We start from the raw sequence: 15,704 nt of genomic DNA on the forward strand, positions 1-15,704 counted from the left end.
AACTGGATGGGCATGGCAACCGACTACGATGCACCTCGTAAGACCGACGATGATTCTGAAAGCATCGAGGCACTGAAGGAGCGCGTCCCAGACAAGATGTCAGGGGTGGTTGACGCCGACGACGCCGACAACCCCGGTGGGTTCGAACTCCCCGGCGCTGACCTGTCCGACATGGACCTCGACGTTGTCGTGCTGCCTCCGCAGGCCGACGAGTTCACCTGCATCAGCTGTTTCCTGGTGAAGCACCGTTCCCAGATCGATCATCAGGAGAAGCTCGGGGCGATCTGCCTCGAGTGCGCTGCCTGAACGGAGCGTTCAGCTCGACAATGCGCACGTCACGACGCCGCTGACTCCTGCGCCGTCGTGATCGCCGAGATGAAAGCCCGCGGATCACGCGTGGAAACCAGCCAATAGGGTGTGGGGTCTGACTCGTCGGAGACGACGATCTTGACGACGGGCCCCACCCAGCCGCGGATCAGGAGCCAGGCGCGGGCGTCGAGGCGCTGGCCTCGCTCCAGGGTGGCTTCTGCGCCCTCGAACCCGGTCGCCTCGCCAACCAGGCTCAGTGGCAGGGAGGCACGACCGGCCACCAATTGATGGTCTGTCACCAGCAGGGTCGGTGCTGTCGCCGTCAGCAGGCCGGCGCAACCCAGGTACAGTCCAGCACCGGTGAGGACGCCGACCACGGGGTTGATCGGCATGAAGACGAGTATCGAAGCCGGTATGACAAGGCCGAGCGACAGGTAGATCCAGGGGGAAGGCCAGAGGCGTTCTCGGTAGTAGGTCATGGCCCTATTCGATCAGATGATCGCCCTGCAGCGTGCGCGCGCCGGTGAAGTGGTTCTGCACTACCCTCGTCTCGTGGTTGAAACCGTCGAAGTACTCATTGCCAGCGGGATGCTGCCCGTTTACTCGCATCCCGGGGATGCCGGAGCCGACCTGGTCGCGGCGGAGGCTGTCGTGCTGGCGCCGGGGGAGCGGGCTACCGTCGGAACCGGTGTTTCGATAGCACTGCCGGACGGCTACGCGGCCTTCGTCGTTCCTCGAAGTGGGCTCGCGGCCAAGCACGGCGTGACCATCGTCAACAGCCCGGGCACCGTGGACGCCGGGTATCGCGGCGAGATCAGGGTGACCATCCTGAACACCGACAAGCGGGAGCCATACTCGATCGCGGTGGGCGACCGGATTGCCCAATTGATCGTCACCCCGGTCAGTCGTGCGCGTTTCATCCAGGTCGATTCCCTTCCCGGAAGCCAGCGTGGCCAGGCGGGATTCGGGTCCACCGGGTACCGTGAACCTATGCAAGGAGAACACGCGTGAGCGATAACATCGAGGGCACCATCGACGACCAGGACGCAGCGGCGCGCCAGGCGAAGTCCGCCCCTGCTGACCGGGCGGAGGCAGGACCCCTCGATGAGGCTGAGGCCAACGCCGTCCGACCATACGTCGACCTCGGCGGCGTGAAGATCGTTCCCCGCGAGGGCCTGCAATTACGGCTCGAGGTCGAGGAGGGCAGCAAGCGGGTGGTGGCTGTCGGACTGGACTATGCCGGGTCGACACTGCAGGTGCAGCCGTTCGCTGCTCCTCGGTCCACCGGCCTGTGGCACGAGATCCGCCAGCAGATCAGTGACCAGATCGCCAAACAGGGTGGCACGACGAAACTCACCACTGGGCCTTTCGGGCCTGAGCTCCTCGCCGAGGTGCCTGCGGCTGCCCCCGGGCAACCCGGAACCAAGCGGCTGGCCCGTTTCATCGGCGTTGACGGGCCTCGGTGGTTTCTCCGCGGCGTGATCGCCGGTGAGGGCGCGACGAAGCCGGAGGCCGCCGCGAAGATCGAGGAACTCTTCCGCAGTATCGTTGTCGTCCGCGGTTCGACTCCCATGCCTCCGCGAGACCTGATTCCCCTGCACATGCCGAAGACCGGCAGCGCCCCTGATCAGGTCGCACCCGCGACCAAGCTGTGAGAGCCGTGGACGAACCGGCAGCGGACACTCCGGAGACCGCGAAGGATGCCATCAGGGCCAGCCTCGAGGATGCCGTTCGAAAGTCATCGATCGGGCACCTGGCTCCGGGCGAGGTTCCGCGTGCGTCTTCCCTGCTGAAGGCGATTGGCGGCACCCGTGGGCTGATCGAATCGATCCTCCCCGGCCTCGGCTTCCTGGTGGTCTACACGATCACGCACGAATTGGTGATGTCGGTGCTGGCACCGGTAGCGGTCGCGCTGTGTTTCGTCGCCATCCGGCTGATCTCCAGGACTTCGGCTTCGCTGGCCTTCGCCGGCCTCTTCGGGGTCGGCATTTCCGCCGTCCTGGCGATGCTGACCGGACGCACGGAGGACAACTTCCTCCCCGGGCTCATCATCAACGTCGTTTCGGTCGTCGTATTGCTGACCAGCATCGCGCTCCGGTGGCCATTCATCGGGGTGATCGTCGGTTTCCTGGCCAACGAGGGAACCGCATGGCGCGAGAATCTGCAGAAAAGACGGGTGCTGGTGCTGGCGACCTGGCTCTGGGTGGGCCTGTTCTCGGCGCGACTGCTGGTGCAGGCGCCGCTGTACCTGTCCGGCCAGACCGAATGGCTCGCCGCGACCAAGCTCATCATGGGTGTCCCGCTGTACGCCGGGATGGTCTGGGTGACCTGGCTTCTGGTGCGCACCGTCTATCCGCGGCCGGCTTTGGGCGGCGACACGACCTCCGGTGATTCAGCCCTGCCCGGGTGAGAGTGGTATATTTATCTCGACGTCAAGATACTTTTGGCGCAACTGCACAGCCGGTAGCGGCATTGGCCCAAAGCAGCGCACTGTCTTAGGCTTGCAGCCATCACGTTCAGCAAGGGAGTCGACAGATGTCGTCAGTCAACAGTTTCGGATCGAAGAAGACACTGACGGTTGGGTCGACCGACTACGAGATCTACAGGCTCGACGCGGTACCGGGCTCGGCGAAGCTGCCGTACAGCCTCAAGGTGCTGCTGGAGAACCTGCTGCGCACCGAAGACGGCAAGAACGTCACCAAGGCGCAGATCGAATCGGTTGCCGGATGGGATCCCGCAGCGGAGCCGGACACCGAGATCCAGTACACGCCTGCCCGCGTCATCATGCAGGACTTCACCGGTGTGCCCTGCATCGTCGACCTCGCTGCCATGCGCGAGGCCATGACCGACCTCGGCGGCGACGCGAACAAGATCAACCCGCTCGCCCCCGCTGAACTGGTCATCGACCACTCCGTGATCGCCGACCTGTTCGGCAGCGACAATGCACTGGAGCGCAACGTCGAACTCGAATACGAGCGCAATGGAGAGCGCTACCAGTTCCTCCGGTGGGGCCAGACCGCATTCGAAGATTTCAAAGTCGTCCCGCCAGGCACCGGCATCGTGCACCAGGTGAACATCGAGTACCTGGCCCGCGTCACCTACACGCGTGAGGTCCCTTCGACGGGCTCAGGACAAGGTACTGTGCTCCAGGCCTACCCGGACACCCTGGTTGGAACCGACTCGCACACCACCATGGTGAACGGCCTCGGCGTTCTCGGCTGGGGCGTCGGCGGTATCGAGGCCGAGGCGGCCATGCTCGGCCAGCCAGTCTCCATGCTGATCCCGAAGGTGGTCGGCTTCAAGCTGAACGGCTCCATTCCGGCCGGCGTGACAGCGACGGATGTCGTGCTCACCATCACCGACATGCTGCGGAAGCACGGAGTGGTCGGCAAGTTCGTCGAGTTCTACGGTGCAGGCGTCGCCCAGGTGCCGCTGGCCAACCGGGCAACGATCGGCAACATGAGCCCGGAGTTCGGCTCGACCGCCGCCATGTTCCCCATCGACGCTGTCACGCTGGACTACCTGCGCCTGACCGGGCGCAGCGAGGAGCAGGTCCAGCTGGTCGAGGCGTACTCGAAGGAGCAGGGAATGTGGCATGACCCATCGGTCGAGCCCGCGTTCAGTGAATACCTCGAGCTCGACCTCGCCACGGTCGTTCCATCCATCGCCGGCCCGAAGCGCCCGCAGGACCGCATTGAGCTGAACCGGTCGAAGGCGCAGTTCGAGAGCGACCTCAACAATTACGCGACCATCGACCACGACCTGGTCGACCTGCAGGTGGCCGAGTCCTTCCCCGCATCCGACCCTCCCGGAAACACTCCGGAGAGTGAGCAGAGCCACCACCACCACACCCACAAGAGTCACTCGCCTTCGACGGCGTCCAAGCCGAGCATCGTTTCGGTGGACGGTGGCGATGAATTCGTCATCGACCATGGGGCGGTGACCATTGCGGCCATCACGTCGTGCACCAACACCTCGAACCCGTCAGTTATGCTCGCGGCCGGCCTGCTCGCGCGGAACGCCGCCAAGAAGGGCCTGAAGTCGAAGCCGTGGGTCAAGACCACCCTGGCCCCCGGATCGAAGGTCGTCACCGAGTACTACGAGAAGTCCGGCCTCGACCGTGATCTGGAGGCCCTCGGCTTCTACACCGTCGGCTACGGCTGCACCACGTGCATCGGAAACTCCGGACCGCTCGCCGACGAGATCTCCGCGGCCATCAATGAGAACGACCTCGCCGTCACGGCGGTCCTGTCCGGAAACCGCAACTTCGAGGGTCGGATCAACCCGGACGTCAAGATGAACTACCTGGCCAGCCCCCCGCTGGTGATCGCCTACGCCCTCGCCGGGTCGATGAACTTCGACTTCGAAGCGGATGCGCTCGGCCAAGACACCGAGGGCAATGATGTGTTCCTCAAGGACATCTGGCCGGACGCCGCCGAGGTGCAGCGCACCATTGACAACTCCATCGACTCCGAGATGTTCACCCGGGAGTATGCGGGCGTCTTCGATGGGGACGAGCGCTGGCGTTCACTACCGACGCCTGCCGGCGGGATCTTCGAGTGGGATGAGTCCTCGACGTACGTACGGAAGCCCCCATACTTCGACGGCATGACTCTCGAGATGACTCCGGTGACCGACATCACCGGTGCTCGCGTGCTGGCCAAGCTGGGCGACTCGGTGACCACCGACCACATCAGCCCGGCTGGATCGATCAAGGGTGAGAGCCCGGCTGGTCACTACCTGAGCGAGCACGGCATCGACCGCAAGGACTACAACTCCTACGGTTCGCGTCGCGGCAACCACGAGGTGATGATCCGCGGAACCTTCGCGAACATCCGCCTCCGCAACCAGCTTCTCGACAACGTCGAGGGCGGTTACACGCGCGACTTCACCCAGCCGGATGCTCCGCAGGCGTTCATCTACGACGCCAGCCAGAACTACCAGGCCGCAGGGGTGCCACTCGTGGTGCTGGCCGGCAAGGAGTACGGTTCAGGATCATCCCGTGACTGGGCGGCCAAGGGAACCAGCCTGCTGGGCGTCAAGGCGGTCATCACCGAGAGCTTCGAGCGGATCCACCGGTCGAACCTGATCGGCATGGGCGTCGTTCCGCTCGAGTTCCCGGCCGGCGAAAGCTGGGAGACCCTCGGACTCGATGGCACCGAACAGATCAGCATCTCCGGGCTCACCGCGCTCAACGATGGTGGCGTGCCGAAGTCGGTGCACGTGGTTGCCGAACCGACTGAGCACTCGCCGGCAGGCAAGGGGACCGTTGAGTTCGACGCAGTGGTACGCATCGACACCCCGGGTGAGGCCGACTACTACCGCCACGGTGGCATCCTCCAGTATGTTTTGAGGTCGCTGGTTTAGGCTCGCAAGATGGGCATACTCGAGACAATTCACGGCCCACGCGACCTGGACGCTCTCACCAGGCAGCAGCTCGTCGAGCTGGCTGGTGAGATCAGGCGGTTCCTCATCACCGAGGTTTCGAAGACTGGGGGACACCTCGGCCCGAACCTCGGCGTTGTCGAGTTGACCATTGCGATCCATCGCGTGTTCGACTCGCCTGGTGACCCGATCGTCTTCGATACCGGTCACCAGTCCTACGTGCACAAGCTGCTCACCGGCAGGCAGGATTTCAGCCGTCTCCGCCTCAAGGGTGGGCTGGCCGGTTATCCGCAGCGCTCGGAGTCGGTTCACGACGTTGTCGAGAGTTCTCACGCGTCGAGTTCGCTCTCCTGGGCCGACGGAATTTCCCGCGCCCTCGAGATGACCGGTCAACAGGATCGCCACGTCGTCGCAGTAGTCGGTGATGGCGCACTCACCGGCGGCATGACCTGGGAGGCGCTGAATAACATCAGTGACGACAACAGCCGCAACCTGGTCATCGTCGTCAACGACAATGGGCGATCCTATGCGCCGACGATCGGCGGCATGGCGCGCTTCCTGAACGACGTGCGGACCCGGCGGTCGTATCGCGACCTGCATGCGTCCAGCCGGAAGTTCTTCGATCGGCTGGGCGGCCCAGGCCGTGCCGTGTACCGCGGCGTCCGTGGTGGGATGCACGGCTTCCTGAGCCGGTTCACCAACAACACCGCGCTCTACTCGAACCTCGATATCAAGTACCTGGGCCCTGTCGACGGTCATGACATCCGTGCCCTCGAGGAGACTCTGAGGCAGGCGAAGAAGTATTCCGCCCCGGTGATCGTCCATGTGATCACCCAGAAGGGCAAGGGCTACGAGCCGGCCATGCTCGACGAGGCTGACCAGTTCCACGCTGTCGGGCAGATCGACCCGGAGACCGGTGAACCGCTTGGTGAGCCCGGCCGGGAGTCCTGGACCTCGGTGTTCGCTGACGAATTGGTACGTCTCGCTGATGGCGACGAGAAGATCGTCGGCATCACCGCTGCCATGCTCAGGCCCACCGGGCTGCACAAGCTGGCCGCCAAGCACCCGGAACGCGTGTTCGACGTCGGCATCGCCGAGCAGCACGCAGTGACCTCGGCCGCCGGGTTGGCCTTCGGCGGCCTGCATCCGGTGGTGGCCATGTACGCGACGTTCGTCAACCGGGCGTTCGACCAGCTGCTGATGGATGTCGCACTGCACAAGGCCGGCGTCACCTTCGTGCTCGACCGTGCCGGGGTCACCGGCCCGGACGGACCGAGCCACCACGGCATGTGGGACCTGGCGATCCTCCAGGTCATTCCCGGCATCAAACTGGCTGCTCCCCGTGATGCCCCGCGCCTGCGCGAGGAACTGGCTGAGGCAGTCCTCGTGGATGACGGCCCGACTGTCCTGCGTTTCTCGAAGGGCAGCGTTGGCAAGGATTTCGACGCCGAGCGCCGGACGCACGACGGGGTTGATGTCCTGAGGGAAGCCGCCCACAAGGATGTGCTGATCGTCACCGTCGGCCCGATGGCAGAACTCGGTCTAGAGGTTGCGGAACGGCTGGCCGCCCAGGGGATTGGCGCCACGGTTGTGGACCCCCGCTGGGTCGTCCCAGTGCCGAAGAGCATCATCGAGCTTGCCGCGGATCACCGCATCGTCGTGACCATCGAAGACGGGGTACGAGTCGGGGGAGTGGGCACCAGGATCCGCCAGGATCTGCGTGCGGCGGGTGTCGACACTGCGGTGACAGAACTCGGCCTGCCCGACGCCTTCCTGGACCACGCCTCGCGTGCAGAGATCATGGAGCAGGTCGGCTTGACTCCCCAGGCGATCGCGCGCGACGTGGTCGCCCAGGTGCTGGGAAGCAAGATTCCCATCGCCCGCCAGCTTCCGGATGCGATCACGCTGAATGAGCGGATCACACCCGGAAGCTGAGCAGGCGACTGCTGAATGCCGGGTGGCGGCCTGGTGTCAGGCGACTCCGCTGATGGTCGGGTTGTGGAAGGTCGCGCCGAACACTCGTTCTGAAGCTCCGACCCGGTCGAGGTATGGCGTTGCCCCGCCCATCTGGAACGGCCAGCCGGCGCCCAGGATGAGGCAGAGGTCGATGTCTTCCGCCGCCGAGACGACCCCGTCTTCGAGCATCCGGTGGATCTCGTCGGCCAGCCCGTTTTCGACCCGGCGCAGGATCTCCTCGCCTGTCATCGGGGCCTTCTTCTGGGAACTCGGCCCACCTGCAACGATCTTTTCTGCGGTCTTGTCGTAGCCCTTGATCCTGCCCTTGCCGTCACGCTCGAAGATCTTGCCGTGCTCAGCCAGGCGGTGCAGGTTCTCGCTCTCGAAGAAGCGCTCTGGGAAGGCAGCGTGGTGCGTGTCGAGCACGTGCGCTCCGACCTTCAGGCCGACCAGTTCGAGCAGTTCGAACGGGGTCATCGGCAACCCGAACGGCTTGGTCGCATTGTCGACGACCGCGAACGGCGTTCCGGTGTCGACGGCATGCATTGCCTCGCCGAGCAGTTTCGCGAGAATTCGGTTCACCACGAAGCCGGGGGTATCCGCAGTGATCACCGCATTCTTGTAGAGCTTCGCAGCGGTGACCATCGCGGTGCTCAGGGTCTCATCATCCGTGTTCGGTGTCTTCACGACTTCGATCAGCGGCATGACGGCGACCGGATTGAAGAAGTGGAAGCCGACGAGCCGCTCCGGGTGCTTCAGCCTGGAGCCGATCTGCTCTACCGACAGCGATGAGGTGTTGGTGGCCAGGACGGCGGTGTCGGAGACGTGCTTCTCGATCTCGGCGAACACGTTCTGCTTCGCTTCGAGCTCTTCGAAGATCGCCTCGATCACCCAATCGCAGTCGGCGAAGTCTGACTTGTCCGTAGTGCCGGTGACCAGCGCCTTCAGCCGGTTCGAGTCGTCCGGTGAGAGGCGGCCCTTCGCCAGCAGCGCGTCGATCTCACCGTGGATGTAGGCGATGCCCTTGTCAACGTGCGCCTGGTCGAGGTCGGTGATCACCACCGGAACCTTCAGGCGACGTACGAACAGCAGGGCGAACTGCTGGGCCATCAGCCCCGCACCCACGACGCCGATCTTGGTGACCGGCTTCGCCAGCGACTTGTCCGGGGCCCCGGCCGGCTTCTTCGCGCGCTTCTGAACCAGGTTGAAGGAATAGATGCTCGCCGCGAACTGGTCACCGGAGACGAGTTCGGCCAGGGCGTCGTCCTCCCGCGCGAATGCCGCTTCCTGATCCACTTTCTTGGCGGCTTGCAGAAGGTCCAGCGCAGCATAGGGCGACTTCGCCACTGTGCCGATCCTGCTCTCCAGCATCTTGCGGGCCATGCCGATTGCGATATCCCACTTCACCGCGCGCTCGATCTTGCCAGGCTCATTCGGACGCTTGACCGTGATGGAACCGGACAGCACGCCGTCGGCCCAGGCGATGGAACGCTCCAGGAAGCTGGTGGAGTCGAAGATCGCGTCCGCGATCCCGAGGTCGAACGCCTCCTGTGGCTTCAGCATCTTGTTGTTCTTCAGCGGGTTCTCGATGACGACCTTGAGCGCGTTCTCGATCCCGATCAGATTGGGCAGCAGGTAGGCGCCTCCCCATCCGGGAATCATTCCGAGGAACACTTCCGGCAGCGCAATTCCCGCGCCGGTGCTGTCCACCGTGCGGTAATCGGCGTTGAGCGCGATCTCGAGTCCACCGCCGAGCGCCAACCCGTTGATGAAGACGAATGACGGCACGCCGAGGGTTCCGAGCTTGCCGATGGCGTAGTGGCCCAATTGCGCCATCTTCTTCGCGAAGTCCTTGCTCGGAATGTCGCTGACCTTGCTCAGGTCGGCACCCGCGGCAAGGAAGTACGGCTTACCGGTGACGGCGACGCCGGCGATCTCGCCTGCACTGGCACGCTTCTTCTGGGCATCCAGCACTTCTGCCAGCTCGAGCAGGGTGACTGGGCCCAGGGTGGTCGGCCGGGTGTGATCCCGGCCGTTGTCCAGGGTGATGAGGGCGAGCGTCTTGCCGCCGGAGATGGGCACATCGCGAACGAGGGAGTGACTCACGACCTCGTCCACCGATCGTGCGCGCAGCTCGTCGAAGGATGCTGCAGTGATTTCGAGAGTCATTTGCGCTTCTTTCCGTCGTAGTGGGGGTTTTCCCAGATAACCGATCCGCCCTGGCCGAGACCGACACACATGGCGGTGAGCCCGTAGCGCACCTCGGGGTGTTCCTCGAATTGGCGAGCCAATTGGATCATCAGTCGCACACCAGACGAGGCGAGCGGATGCCCGATGGCGATCGCGCCGCCCCACTTGTTGACCCGGGGGTCATCGTCGGCGATGCCGAAGTGGTCGAGGAGTGACAGGACCTGTACCGCGAACGCCTCGTTCAACTCGAACAGCCCGATGTCGTCGATGCCCAGGCCGGCCTTCTTCAGTGCCTTCTCCGTGGAAGGCACCGGGCCGATCCCCATGATCTCCGGCTCGACGCCGGCGAAGGCGAAGCTGACCAGTTTCATCTTGCTGGTGAGCCCGAGCTCCCTGGCGGCAGTCTCGCTCGCCAGCAGGCTCACGGTGGCGCCGTCGTTGAGACCGGAGGAGTTTCCCGCCGTGACCCGGCCGTGTGGACGGAACGGGGTCTTCAGCCCGGCCAGCCCTTCCATGGTCGTGTCGGGGCGGGGAGCCTCGTCACGAGTGGCGAGCCCCCATCCGGAACCGCTGCGAATGGCGACCGGAATCAGGTCTGGCTGGATTTTCCCCGCCTCGTAGGCAGCAGCGAGCTTCTGCTGGCTCCCCAGCGCGAACCGGTCTGAGCGCTCCTTGGTGAGGCTCGGAAAGCGGTCGTGAATCTTCTCCGCAGTGTTCCCCATGTTGAGGGCTTCAGCGTTCACCAGCTTCTCGGCGACGAAGCGCGGGTTCGGGTCGACACCGGAACCCATCGGGTGGTGCCCCATGTGTTCGACGCCGCCGGCGATGGCAACGTCGTAGGCACCGAAGGCGATGCCACCGGAGAGCGTCGTCACCGAGGTCATGGCGCCGGCACACATCCGGTCGATGGCGAAGCCTGGCACCGAGAGCGGCAGTCCGGCGAGGATTGCCGTGGTGCGGCCCAGGGTCAGTCCCTGGTCGCCCTGCTGGGTGGTTGCTGCGATCGCGACGTCATCGACCCTGTCCAGAGGCAGGCTCGGGTTGCGCTCGAGCAGGCCCGTCATGGCCTTGACGACGAGGTCGTCCGCCCGGGTCTGCCAATACATTCCCTTTTCGCCGGCTCTGCCGAACGGGGTGCGGACCCCGTCGACGAACACGACTTCATGTCTCTCGGCCACAAATGCCTCCTAGGTTTCAGGTCTGTTCCGATCCTAGGCTGGGCGTTTTTGCCGACAGAATCCTTTGACTGTTCCTACGAAGCTGATTCCGCAGGCGGTTCAGTCGTTTGGCCCGCATCCACAAAGGCTTCCGCAATCAACTGTGCGGTTGCGTCAATTTGCCACTGCCGGGCGCCCAGATTGCCGAGTTCCACTCCGACGGCCGATGGTGTCGCCGGCTCGGGTGGGTTCCAGGCCAGGCGTCGCAGCAGGTCGGGCGTGAGCACATTCTCCATGGGGATGCTCAGTTCGGCCGACAGGTCGGTGAGTCGCGTCCTGGCCAGCTTCAGCCGGGCATCCGCTTCAGGGTTGCGCACCGACCAGGCCCTTGCCGGTGGCAGGCTGTCGCCGTTGGTGCGCAACTGGGGAACATCGGTGCTGGCGGCACCGACCTCGATGGCGGCCCACCAGCGATCCAGTTCAGAGCGAGAGGCCCGGCCGTTGAACTCCTTGAGCGCGGCCAGGTCCCGCTTGGTTGCGGGGAGCGCCTTCGCGGCCGCCACCAGGGAGGAGTCGGGGACCAACCGGCCGGGCGCCGTGTCGATCTCCTGGGCGTACCGATCCCGCGTCTCCCACAGTTCCCGTGCCACGGCCAGGTTCTTTGCCCCCTTGATCGAACTGACTCCGGATAACCGCCGCCAGCCTTCGCCTCGTGAACCGGCGCGCGGTTCCCGATGCAGTACGGCATCGAATTCAGCTTCAGCGATCTGGGACTTGCCCTGGGTCTCCAGGAGTGCGGCGACTGCATCTCTCAGGTCGACCAGCAGTTCAACGTCGAGGGCGGCATAGATCAGCCAGGAAGACGGCAACGGCCTGGTCGACCAGTCGGCCGCTGAGTGCTCTTTCGCCAGATGGATGCCGAGCAGCGACTCGACCACCGTGCCGAGGCCGACGCGCGGCAGGCCGGCCAGGCGTGCTCCCAATTCGGTGTCGAAGATCTTCGTCGGCTGCAGTCCGACCTCGCGGAGGCAGGCCAAATCCTGGCTCGCGGCATGGAGCACCCACTCCGCCCCCTCGATCGCCGCGTTCAGCTCGGCAAAGTCACCGACGGCTGGAGGGTCGAACAGGAAGGTACCGGCATCCTGGCGGAAGATCTGGATCAGGTACGCGCGTTGCGAATAGCGAAAACCGGATGCCCGCTCAGCGTCGATCGCGATCGGCCCGTTTCCTGCGGAGATGGCGGCAACCGCGTCCAGGTAGCCCTGGCGCGTATCGATCGGCGTGAAGACAGCGTGGTCGCGTGAAGGCGTCGATGGGGGGTGGGCGCTACTCACGTCCGGCTCTTCGAGCAGATAGGGAACTCACTCCTTCAGCGGGCGGAAGCCCGGCAAGCATGCACAACAACTCACCCCAGCCTTCCACATGTGAGGCGATATCGGCATCCGTCGGCGTCCAGGAGGCCCGAACCTCGATCTGCGCACCGTCGCCCTGATCGGCCAGCTCGCCGTAACCGGTGGAGATGATCTTGGTCGCGGTGCCCGAGGCAGCGGCGTACCGCGCCCCCTTGGCCTCCAGCGCATCCACCAGCCAGGACCAGGCGACATCGGCCAGGAACGGGTCGATTCCGATGTCGGTTTCCAGTGGTGCCTGCACGAAACAGACCACCCGGAAAACACCGCCCCAGGCTTCCGGGGCGGAAGGGTCGTAGAGCAGGATGAAGCGGCCGGTGCCGAGATCGGAGTCTGTTCCGTGCGGAGCCGGAGAGACGTCTGCGGCTAACGCAATCGAGTACGGTGCCAGGTTGCCTGGGGCGGGAATCTCCGAGACGTTGAGCTCGGTTCGCGGCGCGGCGCGGCGGACAGAAGCCACGGCTTCGTCGAATGGTGAGGGCACGGGTGGCCCTGCAGCAGTTTCGGACACTCGTGAAGACTAAAGTTTGACCGTGGGAGATTCGCGCAGGCACGCCGTCGGGCGCATCGGATGGTGGTTTGCCCTTCCCGCAATCCTCTCAGCGACACTCCTCGGTCTCGCCGTCGCCGCCTTCATCGTGACCTTGCGGGTCGCCAGGTTGGTGATCATCCCGGTCGGCGTCCGGCCGGAGGACGTGGTCGTGCGGCGAGTGGATCGCAAGGCCGGAACCATCACCCTCAGCGATCATCCGGATGCCACGGTCCCGGGTCGCTACTCGCTGTACTTCTCCGGCGGCCGCGGTTACGCGAAGGTGGGGGAGATCACCGCGATCGCGCCTGGGGCGGTCACCAGGCGCCTCATCTCGGAGGAGCGCGGGACACTTCGGCCGGGGCTCAGGACCCGGGTGAGCGGAACGTACTTCGAGTCGCCGGAGAACCTGGAACTGCAGTTCGAGGACGTGGTCGTGGAGACCGACCTGGGGCCGGCGCCTGCATGGCTGGTGCCCGCATCCGACTCTGCGGGACGCTGGGTCATCCAGGTGCATGGCCGTGGCGCAGACCGGCGGGAGCCGCTCCGCTCGGTACCGGTGTTCCACCGCGCGGGCTATACCTCCCTGCTGATCTCCTATCGCAACGACGGCGTGGCCCCATTCAGCAGCGACGGCCGGTACGCACTGGGCGATACTGAGTGGCAGGACGTCGAGGCGGCAATCAGCTTTGCGTTGTCGCGAGGTGCAACGGATGTTGTGCTGATGGGCTGGTCGATGGGCGGCGCGGTGGTGCTGCAATGCGTTACCAGGTCTCCGCTGTCCCGGGTGGTGCGCGGGGTCATCCTCGACTCTCCTGTCGTCGACTGGATCCGGGTGCTTGACCACCAGGCCGGCGCGCTGCGTATCCCCGGGCCGATCCGCGCCGCGGCGTACCGGCTCATCGGCAGCGGGTGGGGAAGGCGGTTCACCGGCCAGGCGGCGGCCATCGACCTGGCGAGACTCGACTTCGTGGCACGGGCGGCCGAACTGTCGTTGCCCACCCTGCTGATGCACAGCGACTCCGACACGTTCGTCCCGTCAACGGGGTCGCGGGCGCTGGCCGGTCTTCGGCCTGACATCGTCACCCATGTGCCGTTCGCCGGCGCGGGGCATACCCGGCTCTGGAATTACGACGAGGAACGGTGGCGGAGTGCCATCACTGACTGGCTGCGCGATCCGGGCGGCGTCAGGCGGCCATCTTCTCGGTGACCTGGCGCTTGGTTCGTCCGAGCAGTGCCGACATCCCCCTCAGCCGCAGCGGGCTCACGGCGGCAGTGAGCCCGATCGTATGGGGGTAGTCGTCCGGAACGGCGAGCACTTCGGTGTCGGTGAGCCCCGCGAGGCCCTGGGCGAGGATGGAGGCGAAGCCGCGGGTTGTCGGAGACTCCCGCGGCGCCGTCACGTAGAGGTGCACGACCCGGTCGTCGTCGATCTCGACGAACATGTACACCGGCGCCTGGCATTCGAGGACCCGTTCGAGCAGGTCGGGGTGGTCGCGATACCGCTCAGGCAGATCGGGCAGCTCGTTCGCGAATTCGAGCAGCAGGGTGAGACGGTCCGGCTGGTCGAGCGCGAGGAACTCGTCCCGGATTTCGGCCAGGGCGCGGGGGAGTGGATCGGTGGTTGCTTCTGGGTTCACCATGGTGCTTCCATTATCCCCCGCGCGCCTTGACTACTTCGTTGGCAGTTCGCCGGGTTCTGAACCGAGGACGATGGGAACCCGCACCGCTGCGCCCCACTCGGTCCACGAACCGTCATAGTTGCGCACGTTCTCGAACCCGAGCAGGTGGGTGAGCGCGAACCAGGTGTGTGCAGAACGCTCGCCGATCCGGCAATAGGCGATAACGTCATCGCCGTCCTCCAGGCCGGCACCGTCACGGTAGAGGGCGTTCAACTCGCCGAGTGGCCGGTAAGTGCCGTCCTCCGCCACCGCCTTGCCCCAGGGGATGTTGTTGGCTGTCGGGATGTGGCCTGCGCGGAGGGTCGCCTCTTCCGGGTAGCCGGGGCCGGTGGTTCGGTCGCCGACGTATTCCTCCGGTGACCGGACATCGATCAGCGGGTTGCCGAAGTGCTCGAGGACGTCCTCGCGGAAGGCACGGATTGTCGAGTCGTCACGCTCCACCACCGGGTACTCACTGCGAGCCGGCTTCGGGACCTCAGTGGTGTATTCGCGTCCTTCCGCCTCCCACTTGACCCGCCCGCCATCGACGAGACGGACATCCTCGTGACCGAACAGGGTGAAGACCCAGAGGGCGTATGCGGCCCACCAATTGTTCTTGTCGCCGTAGATGACGACAGTGCTGTCGCGGCTGATGCCCTTCGACATCATCAGCTCGGCGAAACGCTCCCCATCGATGTAGTCGCGTTGCACCGGGTCGTTGAGATCGGTGTGCCAGTCGATCTTCACCGCGCCGGGAATGTGCCCGGTTTCGTACAGCAGCACATCTTCATCCGACTCCACGATGACCAGGCCGGGCGTTTTCAGGTGAGCCTGAAGCCATTCAGTGCTAACCAGGCGCTCCGGGTGGGCGTACTCAGCGAACTTTGCGGATGAGTCGACCTCGATGGTCATCTTGTTCCTCCAGTGCACGCTCACGGCGTGCGAATTAATGCAGTGAATAGTCGGGTTAAGCTGGGAGATATCCCAGTACTTCGACTTTATGCCTTCTGTCGCCCGATGGCGCGGCCAGCGTCGATGTGTGACGGGAAGCCAGTGGGCGGATGATCGCGAACGAGAATCCGCCAGCAGCAATCGCCGAAAGAGACAA

At 64.8% G+C, this 15,704-nt stretch carries 14 protein-coding genes; 7 read left to right on the plus strand and 7 right to left on the minus strand.

All coding sequences use genetic code 11. From position 1 onward, the window contains the following. Nucleotides 1–12: 12 nt before the first annotated feature. Nucleotides 13–306 (plus strand): DUF4193 domain-containing protein, encoded by a 294-nt coding sequence (locus tag ACX3PH_RS08090; protein WP_459091466.1) that lies wholly within the window; start codon nucleotides 13–15, stop codon nucleotides 304–306. Between the two features lie 29 nt (nucleotides 307–335). Here ACX3PH_RS08090 and ACX3PH_RS08095 read toward each other — a convergent pair whose 3' ends face one another. Beyond that, nucleotides 336–788 (minus strand): DUF3093 domain-containing protein, encoded by a 453-nt coding sequence (locus ACX3PH_RS08095; protein WP_459091220.1) that lies wholly within the window; start codon nucleotides 786–788, stop codon nucleotides 336–338. A 73-nt stretch (nucleotides 789–861) separates the two neighbouring features. Here ACX3PH_RS08095 and dut point away from each other — a divergent pair, with 73 nt between their 5' ends. The 5 genes from dut to dxs all read left to right on the plus strand — a co-directional run bounded on the left by dut (nucleotide 862) and on the right by dxs (nucleotide 7,629). Continuing rightward, the gene (dut, locus tag ACX3PH_RS08100; RefSeq protein WP_459091468.1) at nucleotides 862–1,320 is read left to right on the plus strand and encodes a dUTP diphosphatase; all 459 of its coding nucleotides are present in this window, start codon (nucleotides 862–864) and stop codon (nucleotides 1,318–1,320) included. Continuing rightward, entirely contained in the window at nucleotides 1,317–1,964 is a 648-nt protein-coding gene (locus tag ACX3PH_RS08105; RefSeq protein ID WP_459091222.1) for a DUF3710 domain-containing protein, read from the plus strand. Before dut ends, ACX3PH_RS08105 begins: the two co-directional genes overlap by 4 nt. Before the next feature lie 5 nt (nucleotides 1,965–1,969). Continuing rightward, the gene (locus ACX3PH_RS08110) at nucleotides 1,970–2,719 is read left to right on the plus strand and encodes a DUF3159 domain-containing protein (protein WP_459091224.1); all 750 of its coding nucleotides are present in this window, start codon (nucleotides 1,970–1,972) and stop codon (nucleotides 2,717–2,719) included. A 125-nt stretch (nucleotides 2,720–2,844) separates the two neighbouring features. Further along, nucleotides 2,845–5,676, plus strand: a complete 2,832-nt coding sequence (acnA, locus tag ACX3PH_RS08115; protein WP_459091226.1) for an aconitate hydratase AcnA — start codon at nucleotides 2,845–2,847, stop codon at nucleotides 5,674–5,676. A gap of 9 nt (nucleotides 5,677–5,685) precedes the next feature. Then, nucleotides 5,686–7,629 carry a 1-deoxy-D-xylulose-5-phosphate synthase gene (gene dxs / locus ACX3PH_RS08120; RefSeq protein ID WP_459091228.1) on the plus strand — a complete coding sequence of 648 codons (1,944 nt, stop codon included), beginning with the start codon at nucleotides 5,686–5,688 and terminating at the stop codon, nucleotides 7,627–7,629. Nucleotides 7,630–7,665: 36 nt separating this feature from the next. Here the strand turns inward: dxs and ACX3PH_RS08125 are convergent, their stop codons facing one another. From ACX3PH_RS08125 to ACX3PH_RS08140, 4 genes are all read right to left on the minus strand, one after another. Beyond that, a complete protein-coding gene (locus ACX3PH_RS08125) occupies nucleotides 7,666–9,819 on the minus strand; it encodes a 3-hydroxyacyl-CoA dehydrogenase NAD-binding domain-containing protein (RefSeq protein WP_459091230.1) in 2,154 nt (717 codons plus the stop codon). Next, on the minus strand, nucleotides 9,816–11,018 hold the full coding sequence (locus tag ACX3PH_RS08130) for a thiolase family protein (RefSeq protein WP_459091232.1): 1,203 nt from the start codon (nucleotides 11,016–11,018) through the stop codon (nucleotides 9,816–9,818). The genes ACX3PH_RS08125 and ACX3PH_RS08130 overlap by 4 nt, the downstream gene beginning before the upstream one ends. Nucleotides 11,019–11,092: 74 nt before the next feature. Continuing rightward, nucleotides 11,093–12,331, minus strand: a complete 1,239-nt coding sequence (locus ACX3PH_RS08135; protein ID WP_459091234.1) for an HRDC domain-containing protein — start codon at nucleotides 12,329–12,331, stop codon at nucleotides 11,093–11,095. Further along, nucleotides 12,324–12,917: a DUF3000 domain-containing protein gene (locus ACX3PH_RS08140; RefSeq protein ID WP_459091236.1), complete on the minus strand. Its 594-nt coding sequence runs from the start codon at nucleotides 12,915–12,917 to the stop codon at nucleotides 12,324–12,326. The genes ACX3PH_RS08135 and ACX3PH_RS08140 overlap by 8 nt, the downstream gene beginning before the upstream one ends. 22 nt (nucleotides 12,918–12,939) lie before the next feature. Here ACX3PH_RS08140 and ACX3PH_RS08145 point away from each other — a divergent pair, with 22 nt between their 5' ends. Further along, complete coding sequence (locus ACX3PH_RS08145) at nucleotides 12,940–14,145, plus strand: alpha/beta hydrolase family protein (RefSeq protein WP_459091238.1); 1,206 nt, start codon at nucleotides 12,940–12,942, stop codon at nucleotides 14,143–14,145. Here ACX3PH_RS08145 and ACX3PH_RS08150 read toward each other — a convergent pair. Next, the gene (locus ACX3PH_RS08150) at nucleotides 14,123–14,578 is read right to left on the minus strand and encodes a SufE family protein (protein ID WP_459091240.1); all 456 of its coding nucleotides are present in this window, start codon (nucleotides 14,576–14,578) and stop codon (nucleotides 14,123–14,125) included. The two genes, ACX3PH_RS08145 and ACX3PH_RS08150, sit on opposite strands and share 23 nt — an antisense overlap. Before the next feature lie 30 nt (nucleotides 14,579–14,608). Next, entirely contained in the window at nucleotides 14,609–15,508 is a 900-nt protein-coding gene (locus tag ACX3PH_RS08155) for a sulfurtransferase (RefSeq protein WP_459091242.1), read from the minus strand. Between the last annotated feature and the right edge of the window lie 196 nt (nucleotides 15,509–15,704).

Source organism: Homoserinimonas sp. A520, assembly GCF_054489245.1.

Bases quoted from the DNA above. Each gene is read 5' to 3' on its own strand.
- ACX3PH_RS08095 (WP_459091220.1), bottom strand. From the start codon at position 788: ATGACCTACTACCGAGAACGCCTCTGGCCTTCCCCCTGGATCTACCTG.
- ACX3PH_RS08090 (WP_459091466.1), top strand. From the start codon at position 13: ATGGCAACCGACTACGATGCACCTCGTAAGACCGACGATGATTCTGAA.
- ACX3PH_RS08125 (WP_459091230.1), bottom strand. From the start codon at position 9,819: ATGACTCTCGAAATCACTGCAGCATCCTTCGACGAGCTGCGCGCACGA.
- dxs (WP_459091228.1), top strand. From the start codon at position 5,686: ATGGGCATACTCGAGACAATTCACGGCCCACGCGACCTGGACGCTCTC.
- ACX3PH_RS08150 (WP_459091240.1), bottom strand. From the start codon at position 14,578: ATGGTGAACCCAGAAGCAACCACCGATCCACTCCCCCGCGCCCTGGCC.
- acnA (WP_459091226.1), top strand. From the start codon at position 2,845: ATGTCGTCAGTCAACAGTTTCGGATCGAAGAAGACACTGACGGTTGGG.
- ACX3PH_RS08155 (WP_459091242.1), bottom strand. From the start codon at position 15,508: ATGACCATCGAGGTCGACTCATCCGCAAAGTTCGCTGAGTACGCCCAC.